The organism is Vibrio sp. Vb1755, from assembly GCF_033338635.1.
GTDB lineage: Bacteria > Pseudomonadota > Gammaproteobacteria > Enterobacterales > Vibrionaceae > Vibrio > Vibrio alginolyticus.
Map to the genome: position 1 here is coordinate 20,475 of NZ_JAWOTA010000001.1, position 24,463 is coordinate 44,937.

Sequence of the window (24,463 nt, forward strand, 5' to 3'; positions counted from 1 at the left end):
TATAAAGTAATGAACATGAAGATAAAAAAATTAGCGATAACTTTTGGTTTGGTTATAGCGACAACACTTCCATCGTTGGCAAGCGCCAAAGACATTTTAACCAGCACTCCCGTCACGTACATGTTGTCTGAGCAACTCATGAAAGGTACAGGGATAGAGACTCAGTATCTGCCTCCAAAGCGTTACGGCGTTGAGCGTCTTGAGAACTGGTTCGCAAATAAAGGTACAGAGCAAGTTAAGCAAGCGGGTCAAGCCGCGACGGTTGCTATTACTCTTGGTGCGATTTGGAAACAAGACCCGACTTATGTTTACGCTCGACAGGGCAACATTCACTTGATTGAAATCGATGCATCGCAGGCCATTTCTCCTAGAGCTCAAGGAGTTGCAGTTCTGACATTGGAAAACGGGTCAACATCGAAGTACGCATGGCTGAACCCTACAAACTTAATCCGAATGGCGGGCATTGTTGGAGAGGATCTACAACGTGTATATCCTGAACACCAAAAGGCGATTCAAACGAATCAACAGGCTCTTATGCTCAATGTGCGTGAACTGATCAACCAACAACAGGCAGAGATCTTCGATAAAGGCATCGATTCAGTGGTACTGATGAGTGAGTCATTAGAGGACTTTGCCTCTGGCAACCAATTGTTTGTGGTTGGGCGCGAATTTAAGCCGGAACTTGAGTGGACAGAAGAAGACAAATTATCTTTAAAAGCTCAGTTTGAACAAGATAAAACGCTATGGTTAGTGACGGATAAACGACCGTCGAAAACCTTGACATCGCTTATTAAACCGAGCCGCATACTGCAAATTGATGTTATTGACCGCTGGGGCAGTAACGGTATCAAAACTGAGAAGCCACTCGCACGTTGGGAGATGTGACACGTAAAAAGCCACAGATTTTATGATGGGGAGTGAAAAGTTCCCTATTTTTTTGTGATTAAGCTCAAAATGTGAGCATTGATACCACTGGTTGCATAAGAAAGTGTTTGTTTCATTTCTATTTCATTACTACTTTGTTATGTGTTCGTTGCGATTGATTCGGATTTAATCTGTTTCTAAGCGAACCGGTACAAACAACTATACGGATGTTAACAATGAAAATGAAAACTCTAGCCGTTGCAGTGGCGGCACTAGCATGTGGTTCACAGGCCTTCGCAGCAGAAGTTTACAACAGCGATGGTACATCTTTATCGATCGGCGGTCACGTTTCAGTTGGCGTGGGTGAGTATTTCGAAGAAGAAGTAAAAGTTCACCAAGTGTCTCCACGTATCAATGTTGCGGGCAAGAAAGACATTGGCAACGGTATCACTATCGACGCTAAAGGCGAATGGGCACTTAACTACCTAAATGGTGGTAGCCAGTCGTTTTCAACTCGTTTGGGCTACATCGGCGCGACCCACCAGCAGTTTGGCCGTTTAGTGGGAGGTACACAGTGGTCTCCGTACTACGATGTCGCTGGCGTTGCGGATCTACCAATCGCGTTCGCGAACGACTTTTTGTACGACAATCACAACAATCTAGGTACTGGTCGTGCTGAAAAAATGATCAGCTACCGTAAAAGCTTTGAGTTTGGCGAAGGTTTTGCTTTCAACCTAGGTCTTGGTTGGCAAGGTGAAAATGATGATAGAGGCCTATCATTACAACAAAACCCTAACACAGGTCTTCCAGAATACGTTTCTAAAGGCAGCAAGTATGACCAACGTGGTCAAATCGCACTGAGCGGCTCTGTTGCGGGCTTTGGTCTAGGCTACGTATACAGCGGCGGTGATGTTGAGAATTCTGGTCTAGGTACTAAAACTGCTGAATCACACCTTGTTTCTGTAAATTACGGTGAGTATGGCTCTGGTCTGTACGCAGCTGTTGTATACGGCATGAACGAATACTTCTACGAGATGCGTGAAGAAACTACTCAGATTGAGGGCCTACTAGCGTACGGAGTCAACAATTGGACGTTCAGCGTTAACTACGAAGGTGTAGAAGACGACAAAGACAACAAGACAGTTTCAAGCGAAACTGCGCTACAAGCAGAGTACGCAGTAACTCCTGCATTCGTTACTTTCGCTGGTTACCAGTTTGACCTAGGTAACGACTACAACAATGAAGAGAACGACTACTGGACTCTAGGTGCTCGTTACTACTTCTAATAAATAGGCCAGTTTCTACTGCCTAAACACATTTATTGTGTTAACGCCTACTCGTTGTGAGTAGGCGTTTTTCTTTCTGCTATCCTTTGGCTATAAGAGACGCTAGTCATTCTGTGCTTAGGTAACCCCACTCTTTGTTTAGAGAGTGCGTCTATAAAAAATGCCCGCAACTTGCGGGCATTTTTGTTGTTAGAAGAGATGCAGTTCTATTAATACGCTTATTTTTTATCGAGTAAATCGAGGAAGAAGGCATACTCTAGCGCATCTTCTTTTAAGCGCTTAAATCGACCAGATGCGCCGCCGTGTCCGGCTTCCATATCGGTTTTGAACAACAAGACGTTATCGTCTGTCTTCATTTCACGAAGTTTGGCGACCCACTTCATTGGTTCAAAGTACTGTACTTGAGAGTCGTGCAAGCCAGTCGTTACCAACATGTTCGGGTAGTTTTGCGCCTTGATGTTGTCGTAAGGCGAGTAACTCAACATATAGTCATAGTATGTTTTGTTATTTGGGTTACCCCATTCATCATACTCATTGGTGGTCAATGGAATCGATTCATCGAGCATGGTGGTTACCACGTCCACAAACGGAACATGTGCACCGATACCGCGGTACAGTTCTGGTGCTTGGTTGATGATAGCCCCCATTAAGAGACCTCCTGCAGAGCCACCAACAGCGAAGACTTTATCTTTCGCGCCGTAGCCTTGTTCAACCAAACCTTTAGTCACATCAATAAAGTCGTTGAATGTGTTTTGCTTGGTTAGTTTTTTACCGTCTTCATACCAAGGGCGGCCAAGCATTTCAGATCCACGAATATGAGCAATGGCGTAAACAAAGCCGCGATCCAATAGACTCAAACGTGTCGAGCGGAAAGTTGGCTCAATGGTTGCGCCATAAGACCCATAACCATATTGGTAGAGTGGATTCGTACCATCTTTCTTAAATAAGTCTTTACGATACACCAAAGAAACGGGTACTTCTTTACCGTCACGGGCTGTGAGCATGATGCGTTCTGATTGGTAATTGTCAGGATTAAAATCACCAAGTACAGGTGTTTGCTTCATGATTTCTGACCCGCCCGTTGTTAGATCGAAATCGTAGTAGGTTCCTGGAGTGGTTAAACTGCTGTAATAAATACGAACTTTCTCGTTATCCAGCTCTAGGTTACCTGTCAAATAGGCAGCAAACGCATCGTCATTAAATGTGAGGGGGAATTCTTTTCCTGTTGAAAGCTGACGTACAGTGACGCTTGCTAGGCCGTTAGAGCGCTGCTCATAGACGATGTGATCATCGAATAACTCGAAGTCGACAAGTTGAGTGTTGTCGTCTGCGGCAATCACATCTTGCCATTTAGAGCGGTCATGTATGTCATTTTGATGAACTTTCATCAAACGGAAGTTGACGGCTTGATAGTTAGTATAAATGTAGTACCAATCGCCTAGCTTAGAAATACTGTATTCAATGCCATCTTCGCGAGGATAGAACGGTTTCGCCTTTGCTTTAGGGTTGTTCGCATCAATGATAGAGACCCCACTGGTTTCTGTACTCGAATGCCAGATATAAATATCTTCGCCATCTTTGCTTTTGCTTAGTGAGGTGTAATAGGCGCTGTCGGTTTCCTCAAAAATCAGCTCATCGTTGCTTTGTGGTGTGCCCAATACATGACGATAAACTTGGTAGCCCAATAAGGTCTGAGGATCTTTTTTGATGTAGTAAAAGGCGTTGTTATCGTTCTGCCATGCGACAGCGCTTGAGGCCCCTTCGATTTCATCTTGTAGGTAATTGCCTGTTGTCAGGTCTTTGATCTTAAGGGTGTACACGCGGCGGCTTAATGTGTCTTCGCCATACGCCAATAAGTTTTCATTCGGACTAACGTATAGGCCGCCGATACTGAAAAATTCATGTTCTTTTGCTAGTTCATTGACATCTAAAATGATTTGTTTGTCTTTGCCTGCAAAGTCTTTAGCTCGCAAATGGACTTCGTACTCGTTATCTCCGGTCACTTCACTGGAGTAGAAGTAGTTGCCTTTACGAACCGGTACTGAGTTGTCGTCTTTTGCGATACGCCCTTTAATTTCTTCAAATAGCGTATCTTGAAATGTTTCAGTGTGCTTTAGAACGGTTTCTGCGTACTGATTTTCTTTCTCTAGGTGCTGTAAAATTTCAGGGTCTTTACGTTCGTCGTCACGCATCCAGTAGTAGTTATCAACGCGGGTATCGCCATGAATAGTCATCGCGTGAGGGACTTTTTTCGCAACCGGAGCTTGAGTTTGTTGAGCAACGATCTGTGTTTGGGAGTATTGAGTCATGCTGGGGATTCCTTGATTGCTGCATCCGGCGACAAGCGCGACCGAGACGGCCAACGTAGTTAAAGTGAAACGCATCTGATTTTATCCTTATTGTACACCCAAGTGGCCTCATCCTGAGGGCTGGGCTTTCATTTTGTTAGTGGTTTTCAGTTGTCCATTCTTTGTTATGGGGTATGCCGAAAAAGTGAGAATCCTCAATATTTTCGAGTTGGCTACTCAATTTGAAGGAAGCTGAAAACACATTGTGTAAGCAGCTGTTATTTTTAACAAATATCAATTCGAAAGTTAAATCATTCTCATCGGGAAATCGATATAGTGTGATATGAAAAAAGGGACACACTTGTTGAGTGTGTCCCTTTGGATTTTGAAAGTAAGCTGATAATGATCAGATAACTTGCGGTACTTCGTTTGAGTGATTGTGTGCTCGATTCACCCACATTAACCCAAGCATTGCAATTACCGACATTGCCATCATCATAATGCCCAAAGGCATCTGGTTATGCGCTGGAAATAGTGACGCGAGCAAAGTTGCGACACCTGCCCCCAAGTTTTGCATGCCACCCAATGTCGCGCCTGCTGTTCCTGCATGGTATGGGAATGGCGCAATCGCTCCAGTTGTTGCTGCTGGGAAGAGAATACCCGCACCCAAAAAGTACACGGTTGCGCCTCCAACTAGCGTTAACGCCGTGGTCAAACCAAACAAGCCTGGGATGAGCACAATAGCAGAGCCCACAAAAATAGAGACCAAGCCTACGTTTAAAGCACGACGCTCAGAGCGACGTCTTGCGATGTAGCTAGATAAGCCCGCACCCACCAAGTAACCTGGGATCGGCAATATAAACAGCAAACTTACCGTTGTTGCAGGTAATTCTAATACCCCACCTAACAACACCCCAGCCGCCGCTTCGAATACACCTACACCAGCGAATGTTGCAACCAGGCAAATCAAAAAGCCTTGAAAGCGACGGTCAGACAAAACGTGTTTGTAGCTTTTGGCTACTGGTTCGAATTTGCGTTTCTCTTTTGGTAGCGTCTCCATCATGCTTGTCATCATGGTGATCACAACCGCGATAGCAAATAGCGCTAAGAACAAGTAGCTCGACCGCCATCCGAAAGCTTCTGTTAGGTAACCGCCTAATACTGGTGCCATTAATGGTGAGAAAATCACACACATGCTAATTAAGCTGTTTGCTCTGTGTAGATCAGAGCCTTCAAAGCAATCGCGAGTCAGAGTGCGTGACATCGCACCGCCGCAGCCAATACCTAAGCCTTGGATAAAGCTACCAATCAAGAACCATTCAAATTGATGTGCAAATAATGCCACCAGTGTACCCGCGATGTAGATAAGCAGCCCGACGATGATGATCGGTTTGCGTCCCAAGCGGTCCGATAGTGTGCCATACGCAAATTGCGACAAGCCATATGGGATTAGGTAACAAGCCATCACAGCTTGAAGTGATGACGCAGATACCAAAAACTCGCCCGCCATATGACCGATTGAAGGCACGTACATTGTCTGGGTCATTTGACCCACGGCAGTCAATATAGCGATTAAAAAGGTAAGTTTCGCTAATGGAAACGAAGCAGACATTTGCGTATCTCTCCAAAAAATTTAAGACGTAAAAACCCTTAGCACTCTTTTACAGAGTGCTAACTGAATTCTTGTGTTGCGGGGGGTATTTGCGCGAGATAATAGTGCTTGCTTGTATAATTAGCAATCGAAAAGTGTGAAGTTGAGCAAGATAAAAATCTATGATTTCAATTAGAAAAACTAATCCGATTTTGTTTTCAAAAAGCGGTGCATTTCTTTGTCTAATTACGTTAAATTTTTTTACTTTTCGTGAATAGAATGAGCCTTATAGGTAACTGGTTTTAATGGTTAAAGTGCAAAAATAAAGCGTCTGATCGGTTGAGGTGAGTTCAAGATGAAACGAGTGAATAAAAGGTAGAGGAAAGCATCAGAAAGAAAAGGGAGCCGAAGCTCCCTTAGAAATGATTATGTCTATTCGCGCTCAGATGCGTATGCGTAAAGCATTTCTAGTGCGATGGTTGCTCCCGCTAGTGCGGTAACATCACTGTGGTCGTATGGAGGCGATACTTCGACAACATCCATACCCACGATATTCATGCCGGCTAAACCACGAATAATTTTCAGCGCTTTGTCTGAGTTCAAGCCACCACAAACTGGTGTACCAGTTCCCGGTGCGAAGGCCGGGTCTAAGCAGTCGATGTCAAAAGTGACATATACTGGCTTGTCTGCGACGGTGCGACGAATTTCTTCTAGGATCTCGTTCACCGACATGTCATTCGCTTGCATCGCATTAATCACATTGAAGCCGTGATCTTGCTGTTTGTACTCCGTACGAATGCCGATTTGTATTGAGTTCTTCGCTGAGATCAAACCTTCTTTCGGCGCATGGTAGAACATCGTACCGTGGTCGTATGAACTGCCATTTGCATAGGTGTCCGTATGAGCATCAAAGTGAATCAACGCCATTTGGCCATGATGCTTCGCATAGGCACGCAGGATAGGTAGCGTAATGAAGTGGTCACCGCCCAATCCCAACATGGTTTTACCACTTTTTAGAATTTCACTGGTTGCCGCTTCAAGGCGGTAAGTAAAATCTTCCGCATCACCGCAATCGAACACGAGATCACCTGCGTCGATCACTTTCAGTTTATCCAATACGTTGAAGCTCCAAGGGAACTTCTTACCTTCCCATGCCAAGTTGACTGAGGCACGGCGAATTGCATCTGGACCCATACGCGCACCTGGACGACCAGATGTTGCCATGTCCAGAGGGACTCCCAACACCACAACGTCTGCGTCTGCCGATACCGGGTTACGAATGTACGGCAGACGTAAAAACGACATAGAGTTGGAGTAAAGCGAATAATCAGTTTTAGTAAACAAATCATTCATATCAGAAGTCCTCTAAATAGGTGTATCCTGCTAGACCTTGTTCTAGTTCTGCTAGGATTTGTGCTTGTTCATTGGCTTCAACTCGCTGTGAAACCAATTGTTTATAATTGTCACGAATCGCATCCACGTCGATATGAACGTAGCGCATCATGTCTTCTACACTATCACCTTCGTTGATGTAACTGATCTCAAATTGACCACGTTCATCAACATTGACTACAGCACTGTGGGTATCACCAAATAGGTTGTGCATGTCACCAAGGATTTCTTGGTATGCGCCTACTAGGAAAAAGCCCATTAGGTACGGTTTGTCTTTGCTCCAAGCTGGTACAGGTAGCGTGCTCTCGATGCCTTGACCATCAACGTAGTGATCGATCGCGCCATCAGAGTCACATGTGATGTCCAACATCACTGCACGACGCTCTTCCGCCTCGCCAAGACCAGAAAGTGGCAGAACAGGGAACACCTGATCAATACCCCAAGCATCTGGTAGAGATTGGAAGAGAGAGAAGTTCACGAAGAACTTATCTGCAAGACGTTCGCTCAACTCGTCCAGAATCGGACGGTGGAAGCGATTCTTAGTGCTCATCTTTCGGCTTAATTCGAAGTAAATGCGTAGTGACAATTGTTCTGCCCACGCACGTTGTTCCAAGTTAAGCACGCCTGTAGCAAATTGAGAGTGCACTTCTGCCAAATCACTTTGGGTATCATTGTAAATCTCAATTAACGCACGAGCGTCTGTACCATCTTGTAAGTTTTCCCAGTTTCGCCACATGTTTTGTAGCAAAAGCGGAGCGTCATCATCAAGCTCATGTACTTCTTCCGGTAGGTACGACTCGGTACCAATTACGTTAGAAATCAATACAGCGTGGTGCGCTGTTAGCGAGCGACCCGATTCCGAAATGATCACTGGCATTGGTTGTTCGTATTGCAGACACACATCGCCCACTGTGTTCACGATATTACGTGCGTATTCTGCAAGGCCGTAGTTCATCGAATTCGATGATTGGCTGCGTGTGCCGTCATAATCCACTGCCAAGCCGCCGCCCACATCGAAGTACTCGATGTTTGCACCGAGTGCGCGTAGTTCGCAGTAGAAACGTGCAGACTCGTTCACACCATTGCGTACATCACGGATGTTTGCCATCTGTGAACCAAGGTGGAAGTGAACCAGTTGCATCGCGTCTAGGTTGCCTTCGCGTTTAAGACGTTCAATAACGCTAAGCACTTGCGATGCTGATAAACCAAACTTCGATTTTTCACCGCCACTTGCTTGCCATTTCCCTGCGCCTTGAGAGGCGAGGCGAATGCGTAAACCAAGGCGCGGTTTTACGCCCAAACTTTTCGCTTCTTCTAGTACCAGATCCAGCTCAGAAAGCTTCTCTAGTACGATGAATACCTTGTGACCCAGCTTTTCACCGATCAGTGCAAGACGCACATACTCACGGTCTTTGTAGCCATTACACACGATTACGGAGCTACCTTGTTGAGCCAATGCAAGTACCGCCAACAATTCTGGCTTGCTACCCGCTTCAAGACCAAGCTGCTTGGTTTCTAGTTGAGCTTGGCTCGCTAGAATTTCATCCACCACTTCACGTTGTTGGTTTACTTTAATTGGGTACACCAACAAGTATTTGTTTGGATATTGGTATTCTTCAATTGCTTGGTTGAATGCGTGGCAAATACCATGCACACGTTGGTGCACGATTTGCGGGAAGCGTACTAATACAGGCAGATTTAACTGCTTCGCTTCTAGCTCATTTACAATAGCGCTGAAAGGGATTTGATGTGCACGATCACTACGTGGTGATACATATACTTCGCCTTGGTCATCAATGCCGTAGAAACCTTGGCTCCAGTAGTGAACGTTGTAGTCCGCGCGGATGCGGTCTAATTTAGTTGCTTTTTCCAACTCGATTCTCACAAAAATGTACTTAACTCCTTAATTAATTAGAAGGAAAAGTACAAAAAAGCAAATCATGAGGTATTTACCTCATACCCTGACACGAACTCCGTGTGCGCGCATTAACGGATAAAAGGGCCCTTGAGTCTAATGATTAAAATCTATCATCTCGATTATGATTTGTTGTCGTCGCTACGTGTGAATATTTGTTTACCGAAGCGTCCATTCTGCTGTTATAGTTGGTCTGACCAGTAAGGATTCGGTCATGAAGCATCTCACTAAAATAAGGACATATTTTGCAGCTGCACAGAATTCAGGGGTACATTCAGACCATGTATCTCGCCGAATATCCCGATAGATTATTGTTGCTTGATGGTGCCAGTCGAGCAGACATTCCTCATCTTAAAGACTTTATTGAACATCAACTCCATCGTCCTTTTTCTGATCTAAAGTTGGTTGTTGTGACCCACATGCATCCAGACCATGCTGGTGGTGCGCACAAACTACGTGACTTAACAGGATGCAAGCTATTGGCCGCAAAGCGAGAGAACCAGTGGTATAGCGGTGTAGACGGTTGGCTAATGCATTTGACCGATTTGATGTTAGCACGCTGGATGGCGAATCGGATGCGTAAACCAAAGCAAAACCTGTGGTATTCCCGCAAGCTAAAGCCAGATATTGAACTTATTGATGGAGAGTTTATTCCTGGATTTGATGATTGGCAGGTGCTAGAAACACTAGGGCATACCGACCGAGATCTGTCGGTTTATCATTCTGAACAAGATGTACTGTATGTGGCGGATTTAATGGTGCAGGTGAAACAGCATCTGATTGCGCCGTTTCCCATATTTCATCCGAATCAATATCGGCAATCATTAAAGCGTGTGTTTGAGATGAATCCGCAATGTTTGCTTTTGGCACATGGGGGAGAAGTGACTTTGGATGAAAAAGCGTATCAGCACATTTTGAATACAGCGCCGACTAAGCCAATGACGCACTGGCGAGTGACAAAAGTTAAAGCGAAGGGATTGTTGTTTGCGTTATTTCGTAGGAAGTAGGCTAAGATAAAGCCAGACGAGTGATGCTCAACAAAAACGTTCGATCACTCATCTGAAGCTACGGGGTTAAGATGCCAATAAGTGAGATTGGCTAGGATCAACCAGCACTTTGTCTGCCATACCCTGACGACCTAACAACATCATGTAAGTCATTTTTTCACGGTTAGTCAACGTAATGTCGATTGGCCATTGTTGGTCGCCCATACGCAGCATCGTTGTGATCACGCAGCGGTGCTCAAAAGTACCGTTAGAAGATTTAACCTTACGGTTTGCTTTTAGTTTCGCTGTGCAGCGAACCACTTGTTCTAAATGGTATACATCTGGGTGCAAATCGAATGCAACATAAGACTGACCATCTTTTTCAAAGCAATCAATATTGTCTACATGTAATGAAGAGGTTTGAGCGCCTGTATCAATACGCGCTTCAAGGTGAGTAATCCCTAACTCTGGCAAGCAAATAGCTTCGGCATTCCCAATGATCATTTTCTGATTCATAGTGTCATCCTAGCGACGAGTAACAAGAGAGCCGGTTTTTGGCTCTCTTGTGCGTTAAACAAAAATCAACCTTTACCGCGAGTACGGTTTGAATTTGGCTTAGCGTTTTTCTCGATAAAATCGAAGATCATACCTGCAATGTTTTTACCCGTTGCTAGTTCGATGCCTTCTAGACCAGGGGAAGAGTTCACTTCCATTACCACTGGGCCATTTTTAGATTGAAGGATATCCACACCACAAAGGTTCAAGCCCATCACTTTCGCTGCATTTACAGCGGTCGCACGCTCTTCTTTGCTCAAACGCACGAGTTGTGCAGAGCCACCACGGTGAAGGTTAGAACGGAACTCGCCTTCTTTTGCTTGGCGCTTCATTGCGGCAATCACCTTATTTCCGACAACAAAACAACGGATGTCCGCGCCTTTTGCTTCTTCGATAAATTCTTGCACCATGATGTTAGCTTTCAAACCCATGAAAGCTTCAATCACGCTTTCTGCCGCTTTATTTGTTTCAGCAAGTACAACACCAATGCCTTGAGTGCCTTCTAGCAATTTAATTACTAGAGGTGCGCCACCAACGTTTTTGATCACGTCCTGAATGTTGTCAGGATGGTGAGCAAAGCCAGTGCGTGGCAAACCGATGCCTTTACGTGATAGCAGTTGCAATGAGCGCAACTTGTCACGAGAGCGGCTGATCGCGACAGATTCGTTGACACAAAATGTACCCATCATTTCAAACTGACGTACAACAGCAGTGCCGTAAAACGTAATAGATGCCCCAATACGTGGAATAACAGCATCGTATTGCGGTAATTCTTCACCCTTGTAGCGGATCTTAGGGTTGTTGCTCGTAATGTCCATATAACAGTGAAGCGTGTCGATCACATCGATTTGATGCCCACGTTCTTCACCCGCCTGTTTTAGGCGCATGGTTGAATATAAATTCTCATTACGAGAGAGAATAGCAATACGCATGGCAATTCCTTAGTAAGTCAGTACCAAATTAAAATATAAGTATAGAGCATAGAATGCAGTAGGCAGGTGATCATGTTATGACATAACCTACTTACTTCAACGATTTAGAATTGTGGTTGAACAACCACGTCGTCAGAGGTGCGCACCTTAGGGCGTTTTTTTGTGAGATGAAAACGAAAAAGCATCGTCGACACGACAAAAATATTTTATCGAACGCTCACGCCTTGCGGTATGAGACTGTCAAGGGTGAGATAAATAAAATTGAGCAAAAATTTCATCGCTTTGTCACGAATTATCGCTTAAAAAAGCGGCCAATTTGACCGCTGTTTTTAGCTGTTTTGATAGTGACTTAAAAAAAGTTCCGCCGTTTGGGTAGCTAACAGCCTAGATTCTTCATTCGACAAAGAGGGGCGAATTCCCATTAACTGCGGCCAGAATGCACTGCCTTTAAGTAAGTTGTGCAATTGAGTGCTTGCTATATGTACATCATCAATTTGCAAAGCGCCACTGTTCGATTTCTCCGTAAGCCAGCGGTACAGGGCGGTTTCCTGTTTCGACATTTGTTCTGCTTGTTCTTTGAGATCTTCTGGCTTAAATAAGAAGTGCCCAAATGCCACTTTTGCCAGCTCAATATAGTTTGGTTCCGTCACCACAATGATCTCGCTGTAGAGTAATTCAATCAATTGATCTTTGAGTGGCAGAGTGGCCAAGCGTTTAATATCGCTTTCCATCATTGACGAACGCCAAAGCTCAGTCAGCAACTCCGTCACGATCGCTTCCTTAGAAGGGAAGTGATTATAGACCGTGCGCTTAGAGACTTGTGCGATTGCAGAGAGCTTATCCATGCTGGTGTTTTGCACCCCAAACTCTTGGAACGCTTGCCTTGCCGCGCACAAGATGGCTTCTCTTTTGGTTTCGCTACGACTTTTTCTTTTTACATTCATAAGCTTGCTAAGTTAAGACGATCATTTCTTGATCTATTTTACACTAAGTAGTTTACTTTTGATAATTAGAATGTAAACTGCACCGTGTAGTTTACTTTTGTTCGGGTTAACTTTTTATGAAAAAAACTTTGCTAGCCACAGTAGGAGCGTTCGCGATAGGTACATCAATGATTTCTTGTTCTAATGTTGATACTGAAAAAGCGCCAACATACCCGGACAAATTTGCAAATACAGAGTTGGAATACAAAAGCGGTTTGGGCGACATGTTCGAAATCATGAAAGCGTATTTTACGACTGAGCGCCTTAACCCAACACCAACGATTGAAATTCCAGTGCATGCGATCACAGCGCGGCAACTGTTAGAAGAGCAAGATGACGTCATCTATCGTCTGGGTCACTCAAGCGTATTAATGAAGCTCGATGGAAAACTGGTGATGACCGACCCTGTATTCAGTGATCGCGCGTCTCCTGTACAATGGGCAGGGCCAAAACGCTTTCACCAAACCCCCATCACGATAGAAGATTTGCCAACTATCGATGTGGTGGTGATCAGTCATGACCATTACGATCACCTAGATAAAGCTTCTATTAAAGTGCTAGGCGACAAGGTGGGCACTTTCTTGGTACCGTTAAAAGTTGGCCAATTACTGGTGAATTGGGGTGTGCCGAAGGAGAAAGTGATCGAGCTAGATTGGTGGGAGTCACATTCTGTCGACGGTATTGAATATACATTGACTCCGACTCAGCATTTCTCTGGTCGAGGTTTGACAGACCGCGATACGACACTGTGGGGCAGTTGGGTTATTAATGCACAACAACACAAAGTGTTCTTCAGTGGTGACTCTGGTTACTTCAATGGCTTTAAAGAGATTGGCGAAAAGTACGGTCCGTTTGACTTCACCATGATTGAAACAGGTGCATACAATGAACTTTGGTCAGACATTCACATGTTCCCTGAGCAAAGTGTTCAAGCACACATTGATGTGCAGGGTAAAGTGATGATGCCGATTCACAACAGCACGTTTGATCTGTCGATGCACGATTGGAATGAACCGATGCAACGCGCGTTAGACATTAGTGAAGAGCGCGGTGTAACGTTAGTGAGCCCTGAGATTGGTCAACGCTTGGCGATTGCGGAGCCTCAGCCTGCTAAGGCGTGGTGGCAATAATTGCTGAGCTAAACAGCCAAACACCAGAATAGTTAAGTCACTTATCAGTAGTTACTATTAGTAGTTACGTGGTCAGGGATAAGGATAAAGGTGCGATGAAAGCAAAGTGGACGTTGTTACTTACATTAAGCATTCTGCCTACCTTTGCACTAGCAGGGGTAGAGCAAGATATCTCGACGTTGATAAAACGAGTTGAGCAATCCTCTTGCACCTTTATCCGTAACGGCAAGGCGTACACTAATCAAGAAGCGGCAGAACACATGCGCAATAAATGGGATTACGCCAAAGATGACGTTGATTCTGTAGAAGTGTTTATAAAAGAGGTCGCGTCAAAGAGCTGGTTATCTGGCAAACCCTATTGGGTGGATTGCCAAGATAAACGCATTACCAGCGAAGAGTGGCTAACATCATTGATGCGCACCACCGACCACATCCAATAACACTTCTTTGATGGTCTGATAGCGCAGAGGTAGAGCACGACTGCGCTTACGAACCAGAAATAGCTCTTCACATACAGTGTTTTTCAGTTGAGCAATGTATAACGTGTCTTTTAGTGGAAAATTGTCGACCGCACTTTGAGGCAGCACGGTGAAGCCAAGTCCTTTGCTGACAGGTAGCAAAATTTGGCTCAATTGATTTACGTAGCCGGATAATGGTAAATCGCTCATCTTAATTTCTTGGAGCTGTGGTTCTTCACACTGGTCAAAAAACAGCGTCATGTAATGCTCGGCATCAGGGTGGCTAATGACACCACAGTCATGCAAGAGTTGTGGCGTTATCTGCTTATTTTGATAATGCTTTGGCAGAACCAAGCACAACCTCTCTTTACCAATTCGCTCACTGTGAAACAGACCTTTGTTGGGAACATCAGTCACGATACCAATATCGATGTGCCCTTGCGTTATAGCGTTGAGAATAGATTGATTTGGCGCGGCTTCTAAATGTAACGATAAGCTCGGGTGCTGTTTTTGCTTCTCCAAAATGGGCCCATACAACATTAACGCCATTGCACCAGAACAAGCCAGTTTACAGTGGCCTGAAAACGCATCATCAAAACTGAGCTCTTCGAGCAGCTTCTTCTCTCTATCTTCTAACTCGAGCGCATATGCGTAGACAATCCTGCCTTGCTCGGTTAATTCGAAGCTTTTGTTTTCGCGCTTGATCAAGGCATGCTGACAACTTTGCTCTAATTTTTTGATGTGTTGGCTGACGCCAGGCTGAGTCATAAAAAGTTTTTCTGCCGTTTGCGTAAAATGACCGACTTCAATCAATGTCTTAAATGTATGTAACCAAACAGGATTAAGCATAGTGTGTGATTTTCTGAGAGCTTTGTTGGGAGACGTAAAGAAAATGATAGCACGGTGTTTTATGAAAACAGAGAAGACTTAAACGATAAAGATGAATCTTTATCAATACATTACAGACAAAATAAAACCCCGCCTGGTTTCCCAGACGGGGCTTATTCTTTTTCGCAGCAATCCAGCTACTAATAGGTGCTCCCTGCATCTATCCTTGATTGTGGCTAAGTCCTTTAACCGAGTTCCTTGTTCATCGCCTTCCTAGCGGTGTCCATTCTTGCCTATCATCCTGACGGGCGAACTCTATCCTAGAGCTTAACTACATCCTTGCTGACAACTCATCCTAAGCTATCAAATCTTCATCCTGAAGATACCCAATCCTTTAGGCTTTTTTCCTGTTCCCGCCAACATCCTGTCGACAAATTGAGTATTGATGTTTTGCTGATTTGACTCAATTAACTTTTCTAAATTATTTTTACTTATTATTTTAAGTGAATTTAAATATTACTGTTAAATCATATGTTTAATGTTTTTTCTGGCATTGCTCTTAGACGTGGTTAATCTATTTGCTTACAACTCTTGTAAGAGATCTCGCACAAGTTTGGTGGTGAATGTATTAATGAGCGCTTTTTGTTCCGAGTTCTGTGGATTGAACTGGATCACAATGCGTTAAAAGGGAGACGATAAAGATGAAAGTGAATTGATCTTGAGTAGAGATTTGTTTGAAAAGAAATAAAAAATCTTGCGGTTTTTATAAACAGTATGGTAAATCTGAAATGCCCACCTTGTTAATCCTTATTAAGATTCAATGACAGTATAAGTAGGGAACTTGATTGCCATTTTTCTGTCATATCTGGTGAGTAAGTTAACTGTGTCAGATAGATAATATGCCGTTTGCCAGTAAAAACAGGCTGCAAGAAATCGGTAATTATCATTATGTTGTGAAATTGGTCACGGTTAAATGATTGATTCCCTTATAGATTGAAGGGGATACGACCTTAGACAATAAGCTCCATGAGGAGCGTTACTTATATAAGATGAGGGACTTTACTATGAAAAAGACTAGAAGAGCTCAGCTACATCGTGTGCGTATTCAATACTGGAAAGACACGAAAGACGCCCCAGCTAAAAAATCATAGTTAATTATACCTAAAGGCACGAGCTGGCTGTGGAACGCAATTTCCCGTTGATTGCCAGCTCAAAAACGCCAAAATCACTCCGCGCAACTTCCCAAGCACCCTATTTTTAATATCGCATTCTTCCAAAAATAAAAAAGCCAGTCTTAAGACCAGCTTTCTCTACCATTTATTGAGCTCTGCGTATTACAGGTTGCCCTTTAGTTACAGGTAGTTGGCGTCAACTAGTTCGCCCGCTTGCGCGCTTTTCACTTCTGGGCGTGCTTCTAACCATTTGATAACTTGCGCTTTCTGTTCTTCAGTCGCACTGCCGTAACGGTTAGTAGAACATAGGAAGCCTTCAAACAGTTCTAGACCACCGCCACCGAAGCAAAGACCAAGCTCGTCAATGTAGTCGATAAAGTCATCAACGAATGCATCGTAACGGTCGAAGTCGTTAATGTCTGTTTCACAGCTGATCTCGAAACCTAGGATTGCGAACTCACCTAAGAACAGCTTTTTACGGATACGACGGCTCTTGTTATCGATCTTGTCTAATTTCATGATTATCTCTCGTAGATGATTTGATTTCGTACACCTTATACCTTCTATCATACTTTAGCCCAAGTAAAATCAGAATGAAGCGATACAGTTGGTGATTATGTGACCAGAATTTAATTGCTTCGTTAGCTGTGTTGGTTGGTTTGCAGTATTGTTGAAACACAAGTTTCATATGTTTTAAGCACTTTTGTCATTTTTCTTATCCAAACTTCTTGCCGTTCAACTAATCACTTATTTATTAATTAAACTATAAGATCGGGAAAGTAAAAATGAGCAAGGAAACCTTTGACGCGACGCGTTATAACCAAAGTGAAAACAAACCATTTGAAGAAGTATTAGAAGCGAGCCTATCTCGACGCAGCATTCTGAAAGGTGGTTTAGGTATCAGTGCGATGACAGCGTTTGGTGCTTTCGGATTGGCTGGTTGTAACTCGTCTGACTCAGGGAGTACAGTAAGCAGTGGTTCGGGCGCATCTAAAGCCGTTCTTAACTTTGAATCTATCCCTGGCTCACTCACTGACGCAGTTTCAATTCCACAAGGCTACACCGCACAAGTACTAGTACCTTGGGGAACACCACTTAATGCACAAGGCAGCGCATGGCAAAATGATGGTACCAACACCAGTACCGATCAGTTAAATGCGCTAGGCATGCACCATGACGGCATGCATTTTTTCCCATTGAACGATAGCACTACAGATGGCTTGCTATGTATTAACCACGAGTACATCGACACATCAGCACTGCATCCAAACGGTCCGACGGTTGAAAATGGCGTACGTACCATTGTAGATGAAGTGCGCAAAGAGATTTACGCGCACGGTGTATCAGTGGTTCGCATTCAACTGGAAGACAACATGTGGAAGTTGGTTGATACTGACCCACTAAACCGTCGTTATACTGGTGCGACAGTCATGGATTTGTCTGGCCCGGTAGCCCACACATCTTTAACTGTCACTCGTTTCTCACCAGATGGCAGCCAAGCGCGTGGTACGTTAAACAACTGTGGCAACGGCTACACGCCGTGGGGCACTTACTTAACGTGTGAAGAGAACTGGCCTGGTTACTTTGTTAACGCCGGGACTCGTACAGAAGAGCAAGATCGCATTGGTGTTGATGACCAAAGCACACGCTACTTGTGGGAGACATTAGCAGGTAATGCAGAAGAGCGTCTTGATGAGTTCTCTCGCTTTAATGTGGCTCCAACAGGAGCAAGTGCGATGGATGATTACCGTAATGAAGCCAATGGTCACGGTTACATTGTCGAGATTGACCCTTACACGCAAAACTCACGTGCGAAGAAACGTACTGCGCTAGGTCGTTTCCGTCACGAGGGCTGTACTTTCGGTAAGCTTGAAGAAGGCAAACCAGTGGTATTTTATTCTGGTCACGATTCTCGCTTTGAATACCTATACAAATTTGAATCTGCGGCAGCGTGGGATCCAGCAGATGCTAACCCTGATAACCGCTTGGCGATGGGTGACAAGTACATGGACGAAGGCACACTGTATGTGGCGCGCTTCAATGAAGACAGCACAGGTACTTGGTTACCATTAACGCTTGATAGCGTAACAACCGCTGGTGGTACGTTAGCGGATCACTTTGATTCACTGGCTGAAATTATCATCAATACTGCGGGTGCGGCGGATTTAGTTGGGGCAACACCAATGGATCGACCAGAGTGGTGTACGGTTGATCCATTCACGGGTTCAGTATATTTAACATTGACGAACAATACGCGCCGTACAGATGAAACCAATCCTGCGAATCCACGTTTGAATAATAAGTTTGGTCATGTTATCCGTTGGGATGAAGGTGCTTCAGCAACTGACTTTACTTGGGATATCTTTGTGTTTGGTTCGCCAGCAAATGGTGATGCAGATACCAACCGTTCTGGCTTGAATGAGTTAAACCAGTTTGCGAGCCCAGACGGATTAGCGTTTGATGGCCGTGGTATTTTGTGGATTCAGACTGATAACGGCGCAGATGAAGTCACGTCTTACACCAATGATCAAATGTTGGCTGTTGTTCCATCTAAGCTAACAGATGAGAATGGTGATCAAGCTGTGATTGGTGCGGATAATCAAGCTGAATTGAAACGCTTCTTTGTCGGACCAAATGGTTGTGAAGTAACAGGCTTTACCATCAGCCCTGATTACAAATCATTGTTTGTGAATATTCAGCACCCAGGCAACTGGCCATACAGTGAAGATGCAGCCGAAGAAACGCCTGCTGGTGTTTCTGTGCGCCCACGAGCGGCGACAGTGGTTATTCGCCGTGAAGACGGTGGAGATATTGCAGTTTAATCTCTAAATGAATAAACACCTTAAAATTCAAGCCCTGCAATTGCAGGGCTTGATGGTTTAGGCGAATGCCTAGTTGCACTTTGTACCTAGACAACAGGCTTAGCTTTTCAATGAACCGCCTGAAGTACGAATCACGTCTTGATACCAGAAAAAGCTTTTCTTACGTTTACGTTCTAGCGTTCCTTGCCCATCATCATAACGATCGACATAGATAAAGCCGTAACGTTTGCTCATCTCAGCGGTTGAGTTCGCGACCAAATCGATTGGCCCCCAGCTGGTAAAGCCCATCAACTCAACGCCATCCAGAATCGCTTCGTGTGCTTGCACAAGGTGGTCGTTCAAGTAAGCGATGCGGTAATCATCTTGAATCTCACCGTTTTCATCGATTTCATCACGTGCACCTAAGCCGTTTTCTACGACAAACAGTGGTTTTTGGTAGCGATCGTGAAGGAAGTTCAGCAGAATGCGCAGGCCTTTTGGATCGATCAACCAGCCCCATTGGCTCTTCTCAAGATATGGGTTTGGTACGCTATCGACAATGTTACCCACTTCCTTCTGTTTCGGGTCTGCACTTGCACAGCCACTTGCGTAGTAGCTGAATGAGATGAAGTCGACACTCGCAGACGCAATTTCTTCTAAGTCGCCTGCTTCCATCTGAATTTCAATGCCGTTTTCGCGGAAGTAACGCTTCATGTAGCCAGGGTACTGACCACGTGTTTGCACATCACCGAAGAACAACCACTTGTTGTTTTCATGCATTGCAGCAAGCACGTCATCAGGGTTACAGGTATATGGGTAGTTGATTGCGCCAAGCAGCATGTTACCAATCTTGCCGTTTGGTACGATTTGCTGACACAGTTTTACCGCTTTTGCGTTGGCGACTAGTTGGTGGTGAATCGCTTGGTAAATCTCTTGTTCACTGGCGTCTTCTTGCAAACCAACACCAGTAAATGGTGCGTGTAGAGACATGTTGATTTCGTTGAACGTTAACCACAGCTTCACTTTGTCTTTGTAGCGTTCCAGCACGGTGCGAGCATAACGTTCGAAGAATTCGATGACGCGACGATCGCCCCAACCACCGTAGTTCTCGACCAGTGCGTAAGGCATTTCGTAGTGAGATAATGTCACGAAAGGTTGGATGTTGTGCTCGGCAAGTTCGTCAAAAATTTTATCGTAGAACGCCAAACCTTCTTCGTTAGGTTCTAGTTCGTCCCCGTTCGGGAAGATGCGGCTCCATGCCAAAGAGAGACGCAGACAGTTAAAGCCCATCTCTTTGAACAGCGCGATGTCTTCTGGGTAGCGATTGTAGAAGTCGATCGCCACGTCTTTGATACCCGGTGTACGCTCTTCACGGGTTTGATGCGGACTCAAAATACCGTTTGGCAGCATGTCTGATGTCGATAACCCTTTACCCCCAAGGTTGTACGCCCCTTCTACTTGGTTTGCAGCAATGGCACCGCCCCAAAGAAAATGTTCAGGAAACTTAATCATGTTTCTCACTCTTTATCGTTCGGAAGTTATTCGTCTTATTTGCTTGAGAATAGTGTAGGTCAAGGAGGGATTCTTGTATCGAGATTGTGTTTTTCTCAAACAGCGGGGATGCCTAGTTCTAATGATGATTTTGTAATCAATATCACCTTAGGCTGATTTGAACAATAAAGTGAAAGTCAGCCCATTTTGTTCATTCTTATGCACAGTAATTTGTCCGTTCATATCACGCATATTGTTGGCTGTAATCGCTAAACCTAGCCCCAATCCTTCCCCAATTTTCTTTGAGGTTTGGAATGGCTCGAACATGGATTCAAGCATCTCATCCGACACGCCGCAGCCATTATCACTGACGATCAGTTCGACCTGATTACCGGTTGGGTTGACGATCAAGCTGAGCTGCGGGTTGGTGGTGTTGTTCATTGCGTCTAGCGCATTCGAGACAAGATTACCGAGTACCTGAAGCAGTCGTTGTTCTTCACCCATGACGTTAGGTAAGTCATGAGGAACTCGAACACGTACATCCACTTTGTCTAATTGGGTTTGATAAACGCGTAAGGTCTCTTCGAGTGCAGAGGTGAGAGAAATTGCCTGTAAGCTTTCTGGTTTGTTGTAGGCGAACGTCTTTAACTGACTGGTCATGCTTGCCATACGATCAATCAGCTTCTGTACCAAAACATTGTTGGCTTTCATCATCTCGGTTTCGCCACGTTCCGCTAGCAGCTCGTTTGTAGTGAGCAGGGTTCGCAAACCTGTTAGTGGCTGATTGAGCTCATGAGTGATCGCGCTCGACATGCGACCCAAAGCGGCCATTTTGCTCGATTCAATCAACTGGCTTTGTGCTTCTTTTAGCGCTTGAGTTCGCTCTTCTACTCGCTGTGCCAGTTCTTGGTTGACCTGTTGCAGTGACTGTTCGGCTTTTTTCCGCTTGCTGATGTCGATGATCGTTGCAAGGAAATACTGCTCGCCATGCCAAGGGAAACTGGTTAGCGAGAACAGGACAGGGAAGACGCTTCCGTCACTGCGTCTGGCAATGGTTTCGACCGTGCTGATCTCTGCGAGCTCTTTATGTTTAGGTAAGTCTTTCAGTAGCTTAAGTGTGGTGGAATTGGGATTGCCTGCATCGAATAACTCCCAAGCAAAAGCGTGTCGATTGACGCTTTCTGGTAAACAGAACAAACGCTTCGCCATTGGGTTGAGATCGAACAGTTGACCTTGTTCATCAATCAATAGCAAACCAACGTGGGTCTTATTGATCATCTGTTTCAAGCGGCGTTGGGACTCTTCCAACAGGGCTTGAATTCGTTGTTGGTTGATGTGCTTTTGGCGACGTTGTAGACCAATGATGACGAGTAATACAACCAATAAGAGCAACACAGCGACGCTCCAACCAATCACGTTGATGGTTTGTTGAATCGGCTTAGAAGGGGTGAGGTAGCTTACGTACCAATTCAAATCATCCAATTTAACGGTGTGCGCAAAATAGCGTTGCTGGTTGAGCGTCCACACACTGATATTGGTGTTGTCGTATAAGCGTTGCGTTTCTAACTGAACGGTGTTGCTCGGTTCGTTAAACCAGTCAGCGTTATAAAGCGCGCTACTCGATAGGAAAAAGCGTTGTTGACGATTCTGCAACGTGATGATGTCTTGGCTAGTAATGGTCTGTTCGGTCAACAAGCTAAGGTTGATTTGCACCACCACAATGCCAGCGATATCCAGACCATCGTAGATAGGGGCTGCAAGATAATACAATGGGCTCGAACCTTTGGTTTTGTTCACCAAGGAAACACCGCCGCCTTGGTTGTGAATTTGTTCCACAATGGCTTTTCGGTCAGACAGGCTAAAGCGCTCTTCGATTAAACTCGAGACCAATACTTCGCCAGAGTTAGACAGGATTAGCCAACCTTCCGTATTGGCGGCTTTATCTAGCTGAGTCAGTTGGGTTTGCAATGGCTCGTAATAAGTCAGATTCCCTTTCACAAACGCGATGGTTTCTGGGTTATTGGTTACGAGGTAAGGTAAGTGGTAGAAGCGTTTGAGTGCACGGCGAACTTCACCAATATAGTCGAGTAGTTTTTGTTGAGCTTCGGTTTGAGTTTGTACACTCAACCACTGACGGGCAACCTCTCTGCTGGCGCTATAGCAAGACAACATCAGCACTGCCGCAATTGCGACCACAAGCCATGTTTTGCCATTCCTTTTGCGCTGCATACCGACTCCATTCAGCTAGTGCGTTCTCACCAACAGTCATTAAAGAGTGCGCCTAACTGGTTGGATGTTAAAGACTTGTAAGCAAGAAGTGAGATCTAGCTCCTTTTCTCCTCAGTGGTTTTTGCTACCGTTAATAAAGATCGATTTCTTTCCCACCCCACAAAGCAGGCAGTAACTCATGGCTTTTGACGACATCCCTAAAATTGCACTTATCGAAGACGATGACATTGTTCGTCAGGCTACCAGCCAATGGCTGCAACTGGCGGGGTTCGATGTGACCTCATTCAGTTTAGGCGAAGAGGGCAAAGCGGCCATTCTGAGCCAAGAATTTGATGCGATTGTCAGTGACGTTCGCCTGCCAGACACCGATGGTTTGTCGATACTAGAAAGCCTGATTGCCAATCACGTCCCAACGCCAGTTATCTTGATCACCGGACATGGTGACGTCGATATGGCAGTAGGGGCGTTACAAAACGGTGCGTTCGATTTTATTGAGAAACCTTTCCAACCTGAGCGTTTATCCCAACGAGTAACCGAAGCGGTCGAGAGCTATCGCGCACAAACGTCTACTCAAGATCGCCAAGAGTACCTATCTAGCGTTAGCGGCTTAGAAGAGGTGTTGATTGGGCGAAGCCGAGTGATGCAACAGCTTAGAGAACAAGTAGCCAAGTTAGCACGCATTGATACTAACGTGATCATTTACGGCGAAACAGGTTGTGGTAAAGAGCTGGTGGCGACCAGTTTGCATAATGAAAGCCAACGCAGATCCTATCATTTTGTGCCAATCAACTGTGGCGCTATTCCTGAGAACCTGTTTGAAAGTGAGCTGTTTGGGCATGAAGCAGGGGCATTTACCGGAGCGGGTAAAAAGCGCATTGGTAAGTTGGAATACGCGGATAAAGGCACTTTATTCTTTGATGAAATCGAGAGTATGCCGCTGTCCATGCAGGTGAAAGTGTTGCGTTCATTACAGGAACATACGGTAGAGCGCGTTGGGGGCAACCAACAGATCTCAGTTGATTTGAGAGTGATCGCCGCCGCGAAAGAAGATCTCAATGATCATGACGAGTTTCGTCAGGATTTGTACTATCGTCTTAATGTGGCGCAGATCTATTTGCCACCGCTACGTGAGCGAGAAGAAGATGCGTTGATCTTGTTCGAACACTTTGCTCTGAAAAGTAATCCTGAGAGTCGTCTGCTGAGTGAAGCCGATAGAAAGGCCATTCTTGCTTACTCTTGGCCCGGTAACGTACGTGAGCTTAGGAATGTAGCGATGCGTTTTGCATTGGATGAAACCGTCTCCGTGATGGAAATTCTCTCCAGTCGACCATCCTCAACAACCGAAGAGACGCATGCGGGCGTGCCGCTGGCGATTCAGCTACATAACTTTGAACGTAAGGTGCTACATGATTCTTTAGTCAGGCATCATGGACGCATCAATGAGGTGATGCAGGAGTTGGATTTACCACGTCGAACCCTTAACCAAAAGATGCAGAAGTTTGGTTTGAATCGCTCCGACTATACTTAGTGCGATTTCTAGCTAATTCGAAATTACTGGCATA

18 protein-coding genes are annotated in these 24,463 nt (G+C 44.9%); 7 read left to right on the plus strand and 11 right to left on the minus strand.

Annotated features, from left to right (window positions below; translation table 11 throughout):
* Positions 1-15 precede the first annotated feature (15 nt).
* Positions 16-885: a metal ABC transporter solute-binding protein, Zn/Mn family gene (locus R7E00_RS00120; protein WP_005374240.1), complete on the plus strand. Its 870-nt coding sequence runs from the start codon at positions 16-18 to the stop codon at positions 883-885.
* Positions 886-1,100: 215 nt separating this feature from the next.
* Entirely contained in the window at positions 1,101-2,150 is a 1,050-nt protein-coding gene (locus R7E00_RS00125) for a porin (RefSeq protein ID WP_005374238.1), read from the plus strand.
* 218 nt (positions 2,151-2,368) lie between these two features.
* Here R7E00_RS00125 and R7E00_RS00130 read toward each other — a convergent pair whose 3' ends face one another.
* The 4 genes from R7E00_RS00130 to speA form a co-directional block, all read right to left on the minus strand.
* Positions 2,369-4,534 (minus strand): S9 family peptidase, encoded by a 2,166-nt coding sequence (locus R7E00_RS00130; protein WP_262606181.1) that lies wholly within the window; start codon positions 4,532-4,534, stop codon positions 2,369-2,371.
* A 310-nt stretch (positions 4,535-4,844) separates the two neighbouring features.
* Positions 4,845-6,050, minus strand: a complete 1,206-nt coding sequence (gene emrD, locus R7E00_RS00135; RefSeq protein ID WP_138939801.1) for a multidrug efflux MFS transporter EmrD — start codon at positions 6,048-6,050, stop codon at positions 4,845-4,847.
* 411 nt (positions 6,051-6,461) lie between these two features.
* A complete protein-coding gene (gene speB, locus R7E00_RS00140) occupies positions 6,462-7,382 on the minus strand; it encodes an agmatinase (RefSeq protein WP_005374233.1) in 921 nt (306 codons plus the stop codon).
* Between the two features lies 1 nt (position 7,383).
* The gene (gene speA, locus R7E00_RS00145; protein WP_064369690.1) at positions 7,384-9,294 is read right to left on the minus strand and encodes an arginine decarboxylase; all 1,911 of its coding nucleotides are present in this window, start codon (positions 9,292-9,294) and stop codon (positions 7,384-7,386) included.
* 323 nt (positions 9,295-9,617) lie between these two features.
* Here speA and R7E00_RS00150 point away from each other — a divergent pair, with 323 nt between their 5' ends.
* On the plus strand, positions 9,618-10,343 hold the full coding sequence (locus R7E00_RS00150; RefSeq protein WP_054574596.1) for an MBL fold metallo-hydrolase: 726 nt from the start codon (positions 9,618-9,620) through the stop codon (positions 10,341-10,343).
* 66 nt (positions 10,344-10,409) lie between these two features.
* On the opposite strand, the gene R7E00_RS00155 is transcribed toward R7E00_RS00150, so the two are convergent.
* The 3 genes from R7E00_RS00155 to R7E00_RS00165 form a co-directional block, all read right to left on the minus strand.
* Positions 10,410-10,838 carry an ATP-dependent zinc protease gene (locus R7E00_RS00155; RefSeq protein WP_005384193.1) on the minus strand — a complete coding sequence of 143 codons (429 nt, stop codon included), beginning with the start codon at positions 10,836-10,838 and terminating at the stop codon, positions 10,410-10,412.
* Between the two features lie 65 nt (positions 10,839-10,903).
* Positions 10,904-11,809: a 30S ribosomal protein S6--L-glutamate ligase gene (gene rimK, locus R7E00_RS00160; protein WP_005374224.1), complete on the minus strand. Its 906-nt coding sequence runs from the start codon at positions 11,807-11,809 to the stop codon at positions 10,904-10,906.
* A 329-nt stretch (positions 11,810-12,138) separates the two neighbouring features.
* Entirely contained in the window at positions 12,139-12,753 is a 615-nt protein-coding gene (locus tag R7E00_RS00165; protein WP_025768062.1) for a TetR/AcrR family transcriptional regulator, read from the minus strand.
* 155 nt (positions 12,754-12,908) lie between these two features.
* Between R7E00_RS00165 and R7E00_RS00170 the strand changes: the two genes are divergently transcribed.
* Positions 12,909-13,922, plus strand: coding sequence for an MBL fold metallo-hydrolase (locus tag R7E00_RS00170; protein ID WP_031780877.1), 1,014 nt, complete (start codon positions 12,909-12,911; stop codon positions 13,920-13,922).
* Positions 13,923-14,017: 95 nt separating this feature from the next.
* Positions 14,018-14,362 (plus strand): DUF5329 family protein, encoded by a 345-nt coding sequence (locus R7E00_RS00175; protein ID WP_213885401.1) that lies wholly within the window; start codon positions 14,018-14,020, stop codon positions 14,360-14,362.
* Here the strand turns inward: R7E00_RS00175 and R7E00_RS00180 are convergent.
* Together R7E00_RS00180 and R7E00_RS00185 are read right to left on the minus strand one after the other, a co-directional pair.
* Positions 14,330-15,229 carry a LysR family transcriptional regulator gene (locus R7E00_RS00180; RefSeq protein ID WP_054574492.1) on the minus strand — a complete coding sequence of 300 codons (900 nt, stop codon included), beginning with the start codon at positions 15,227-15,229 and terminating at the stop codon, positions 14,330-14,332. The genes R7E00_RS00175 and R7E00_RS00180 overlap by 33 nt on opposite strands.
* A gap of 1,331 nt (positions 15,230-16,560) precedes the next feature.
* Positions 16,561-16,899, minus strand: coding sequence for a YggL family protein (locus R7E00_RS00185; protein ID WP_054701928.1), 339 nt, complete (start codon positions 16,897-16,899; stop codon positions 16,561-16,563).
* Between the two features lie 266 nt (positions 16,900-17,165).
* Here R7E00_RS00185 and R7E00_RS00190 point away from each other — a divergent pair, with 266 nt between their 5' ends.
* Entirely contained in the window at positions 17,166-19,202 is a 2,037-nt protein-coding gene (locus R7E00_RS00190; RefSeq protein WP_318124396.1) for a PhoX family phosphatase, read from the plus strand.
* Positions 19,203-19,301: 99 nt separating this feature from the next.
* On the opposite strand, the gene R7E00_RS00195 is transcribed toward R7E00_RS00190, so the two are convergent.
* Together R7E00_RS00195 and R7E00_RS00200 are read right to left on the minus strand one after the other, a co-directional pair.
* Positions 19,302-20,693, minus strand: a complete 1,392-nt coding sequence (locus R7E00_RS00195; protein ID WP_064354480.1) for a glycoside hydrolase family 1 protein — start codon at positions 20,691-20,693, stop codon at positions 19,302-19,304.
* A gap of 147 nt (positions 20,694-20,840) precedes the next feature.
* Positions 20,841-22,901 (minus strand): sensor histidine kinase, encoded by a 2,061-nt coding sequence (locus R7E00_RS00200; protein WP_262606180.1) that lies wholly within the window; start codon positions 22,899-22,901, stop codon positions 20,841-20,843.
* Between the two features lie 178 nt (positions 22,902-23,079).
* Here R7E00_RS00200 and R7E00_RS00205 point away from each other — a divergent pair, with 178 nt between their 5' ends.
* The gene (locus R7E00_RS00205; RefSeq protein WP_053349389.1) at positions 23,080-24,429 is read left to right on the plus strand and encodes a sigma-54-dependent transcriptional regulator; all 1,350 of its coding nucleotides are present in this window, start codon (positions 23,080-23,082) and stop codon (positions 24,427-24,429) included.
* Positions 24,430-24,463 lie beyond the last annotated feature (34 nt).

Coding starts and splice junctions, on each gene's coding strand:
- R7E00_RS00205 (WP_053349389.1), top strand. CDS start 23,080: ATGGCTTTTGACGACATCCCTAAAATTGCACTTATCGAAGACGATGAC.
- R7E00_RS00125 (WP_005374238.1), top strand. CDS start 1,101: ATGAAAATGAAAACTCTAGCCGTTGCAGTGGCGGCACTAGCATGTGGT.
- R7E00_RS00155 (WP_005384193.1), bottom strand. CDS start 10,838: ATGAATCAGAAAATGATCATTGGGAATGCCGAAGCTATTTGCTTGCCA.
- R7E00_RS00190 (WP_318124396.1), top strand. CDS start 17,166: ATGAGCAAGGAAACCTTTGACGCGACGCGTTATAACCAAAGTGAAAAC.
- speB (WP_005374233.1), bottom strand. CDS start 7,382: ATGAATGATTTGTTTACTAAAACTGATTATTCGCTTTACTCCAACTCT.
- rimK (WP_005374224.1), bottom strand. CDS start 11,809: ATGCGTATTGCTATTCTCTCTCGTAATGAGAATTTATATTCAACCATG.
- R7E00_RS00185 (WP_054701928.1), bottom strand. CDS start 16,899: ATGAAATTAGACAAGATCGATAACAAGAGCCGTCGTATCCGTAAAAAG.
- R7E00_RS00195 (WP_064354480.1), bottom strand. CDS start 20,693: ATGATTAAGTTTCCTGAACATTTTCTTTGGGGCGGTGCCATTGCTGCA.
- R7E00_RS00165 (WP_025768062.1), bottom strand. CDS start 12,753: ATGAATGTAAAAAGAAAAAGTCGTAGCGAAACCAAAAGAGAAGCCATC.
- R7E00_RS00150 (WP_054574596.1), top strand. CDS start 9,618: ATGTATCTCGCCGAATATCCCGATAGATTATTGTTGCTTGATGGTGCC.
- R7E00_RS00180 (WP_054574492.1), bottom strand. CDS start 15,229: ATGCTTAATCCTGTTTGGTTACATACATTTAAGACATTGATTGAAGTC.
- R7E00_RS00200 (WP_262606180.1), bottom strand. CDS start 22,901: ATGCAGCGCAAAAGGAATGGCAAAACATGGCTTGTGGTCGCAATTGCG.
- R7E00_RS00130 (WP_262606181.1), bottom strand. CDS start 4,534: ATGCGTTTCACTTTAACTACGTTGGCCGTCTCGGTCGCGCTTGTCGCC.
- R7E00_RS00120 (WP_005374240.1), top strand. CDS start 16: ATGAAGATAAAAAAATTAGCGATAACTTTTGGTTTGGTTATAGCGACA.
- R7E00_RS00175 (WP_213885401.1), top strand. CDS start 14,018: ATGAAAGCAAAGTGGACGTTGTTACTTACATTAAGCATTCTGCCTACC.
- emrD (WP_138939801.1), bottom strand. CDS start 6,050: ATGTCTGCTTCGTTTCCATTAGCGAAACTTACCTTTTTAATCGCTATA.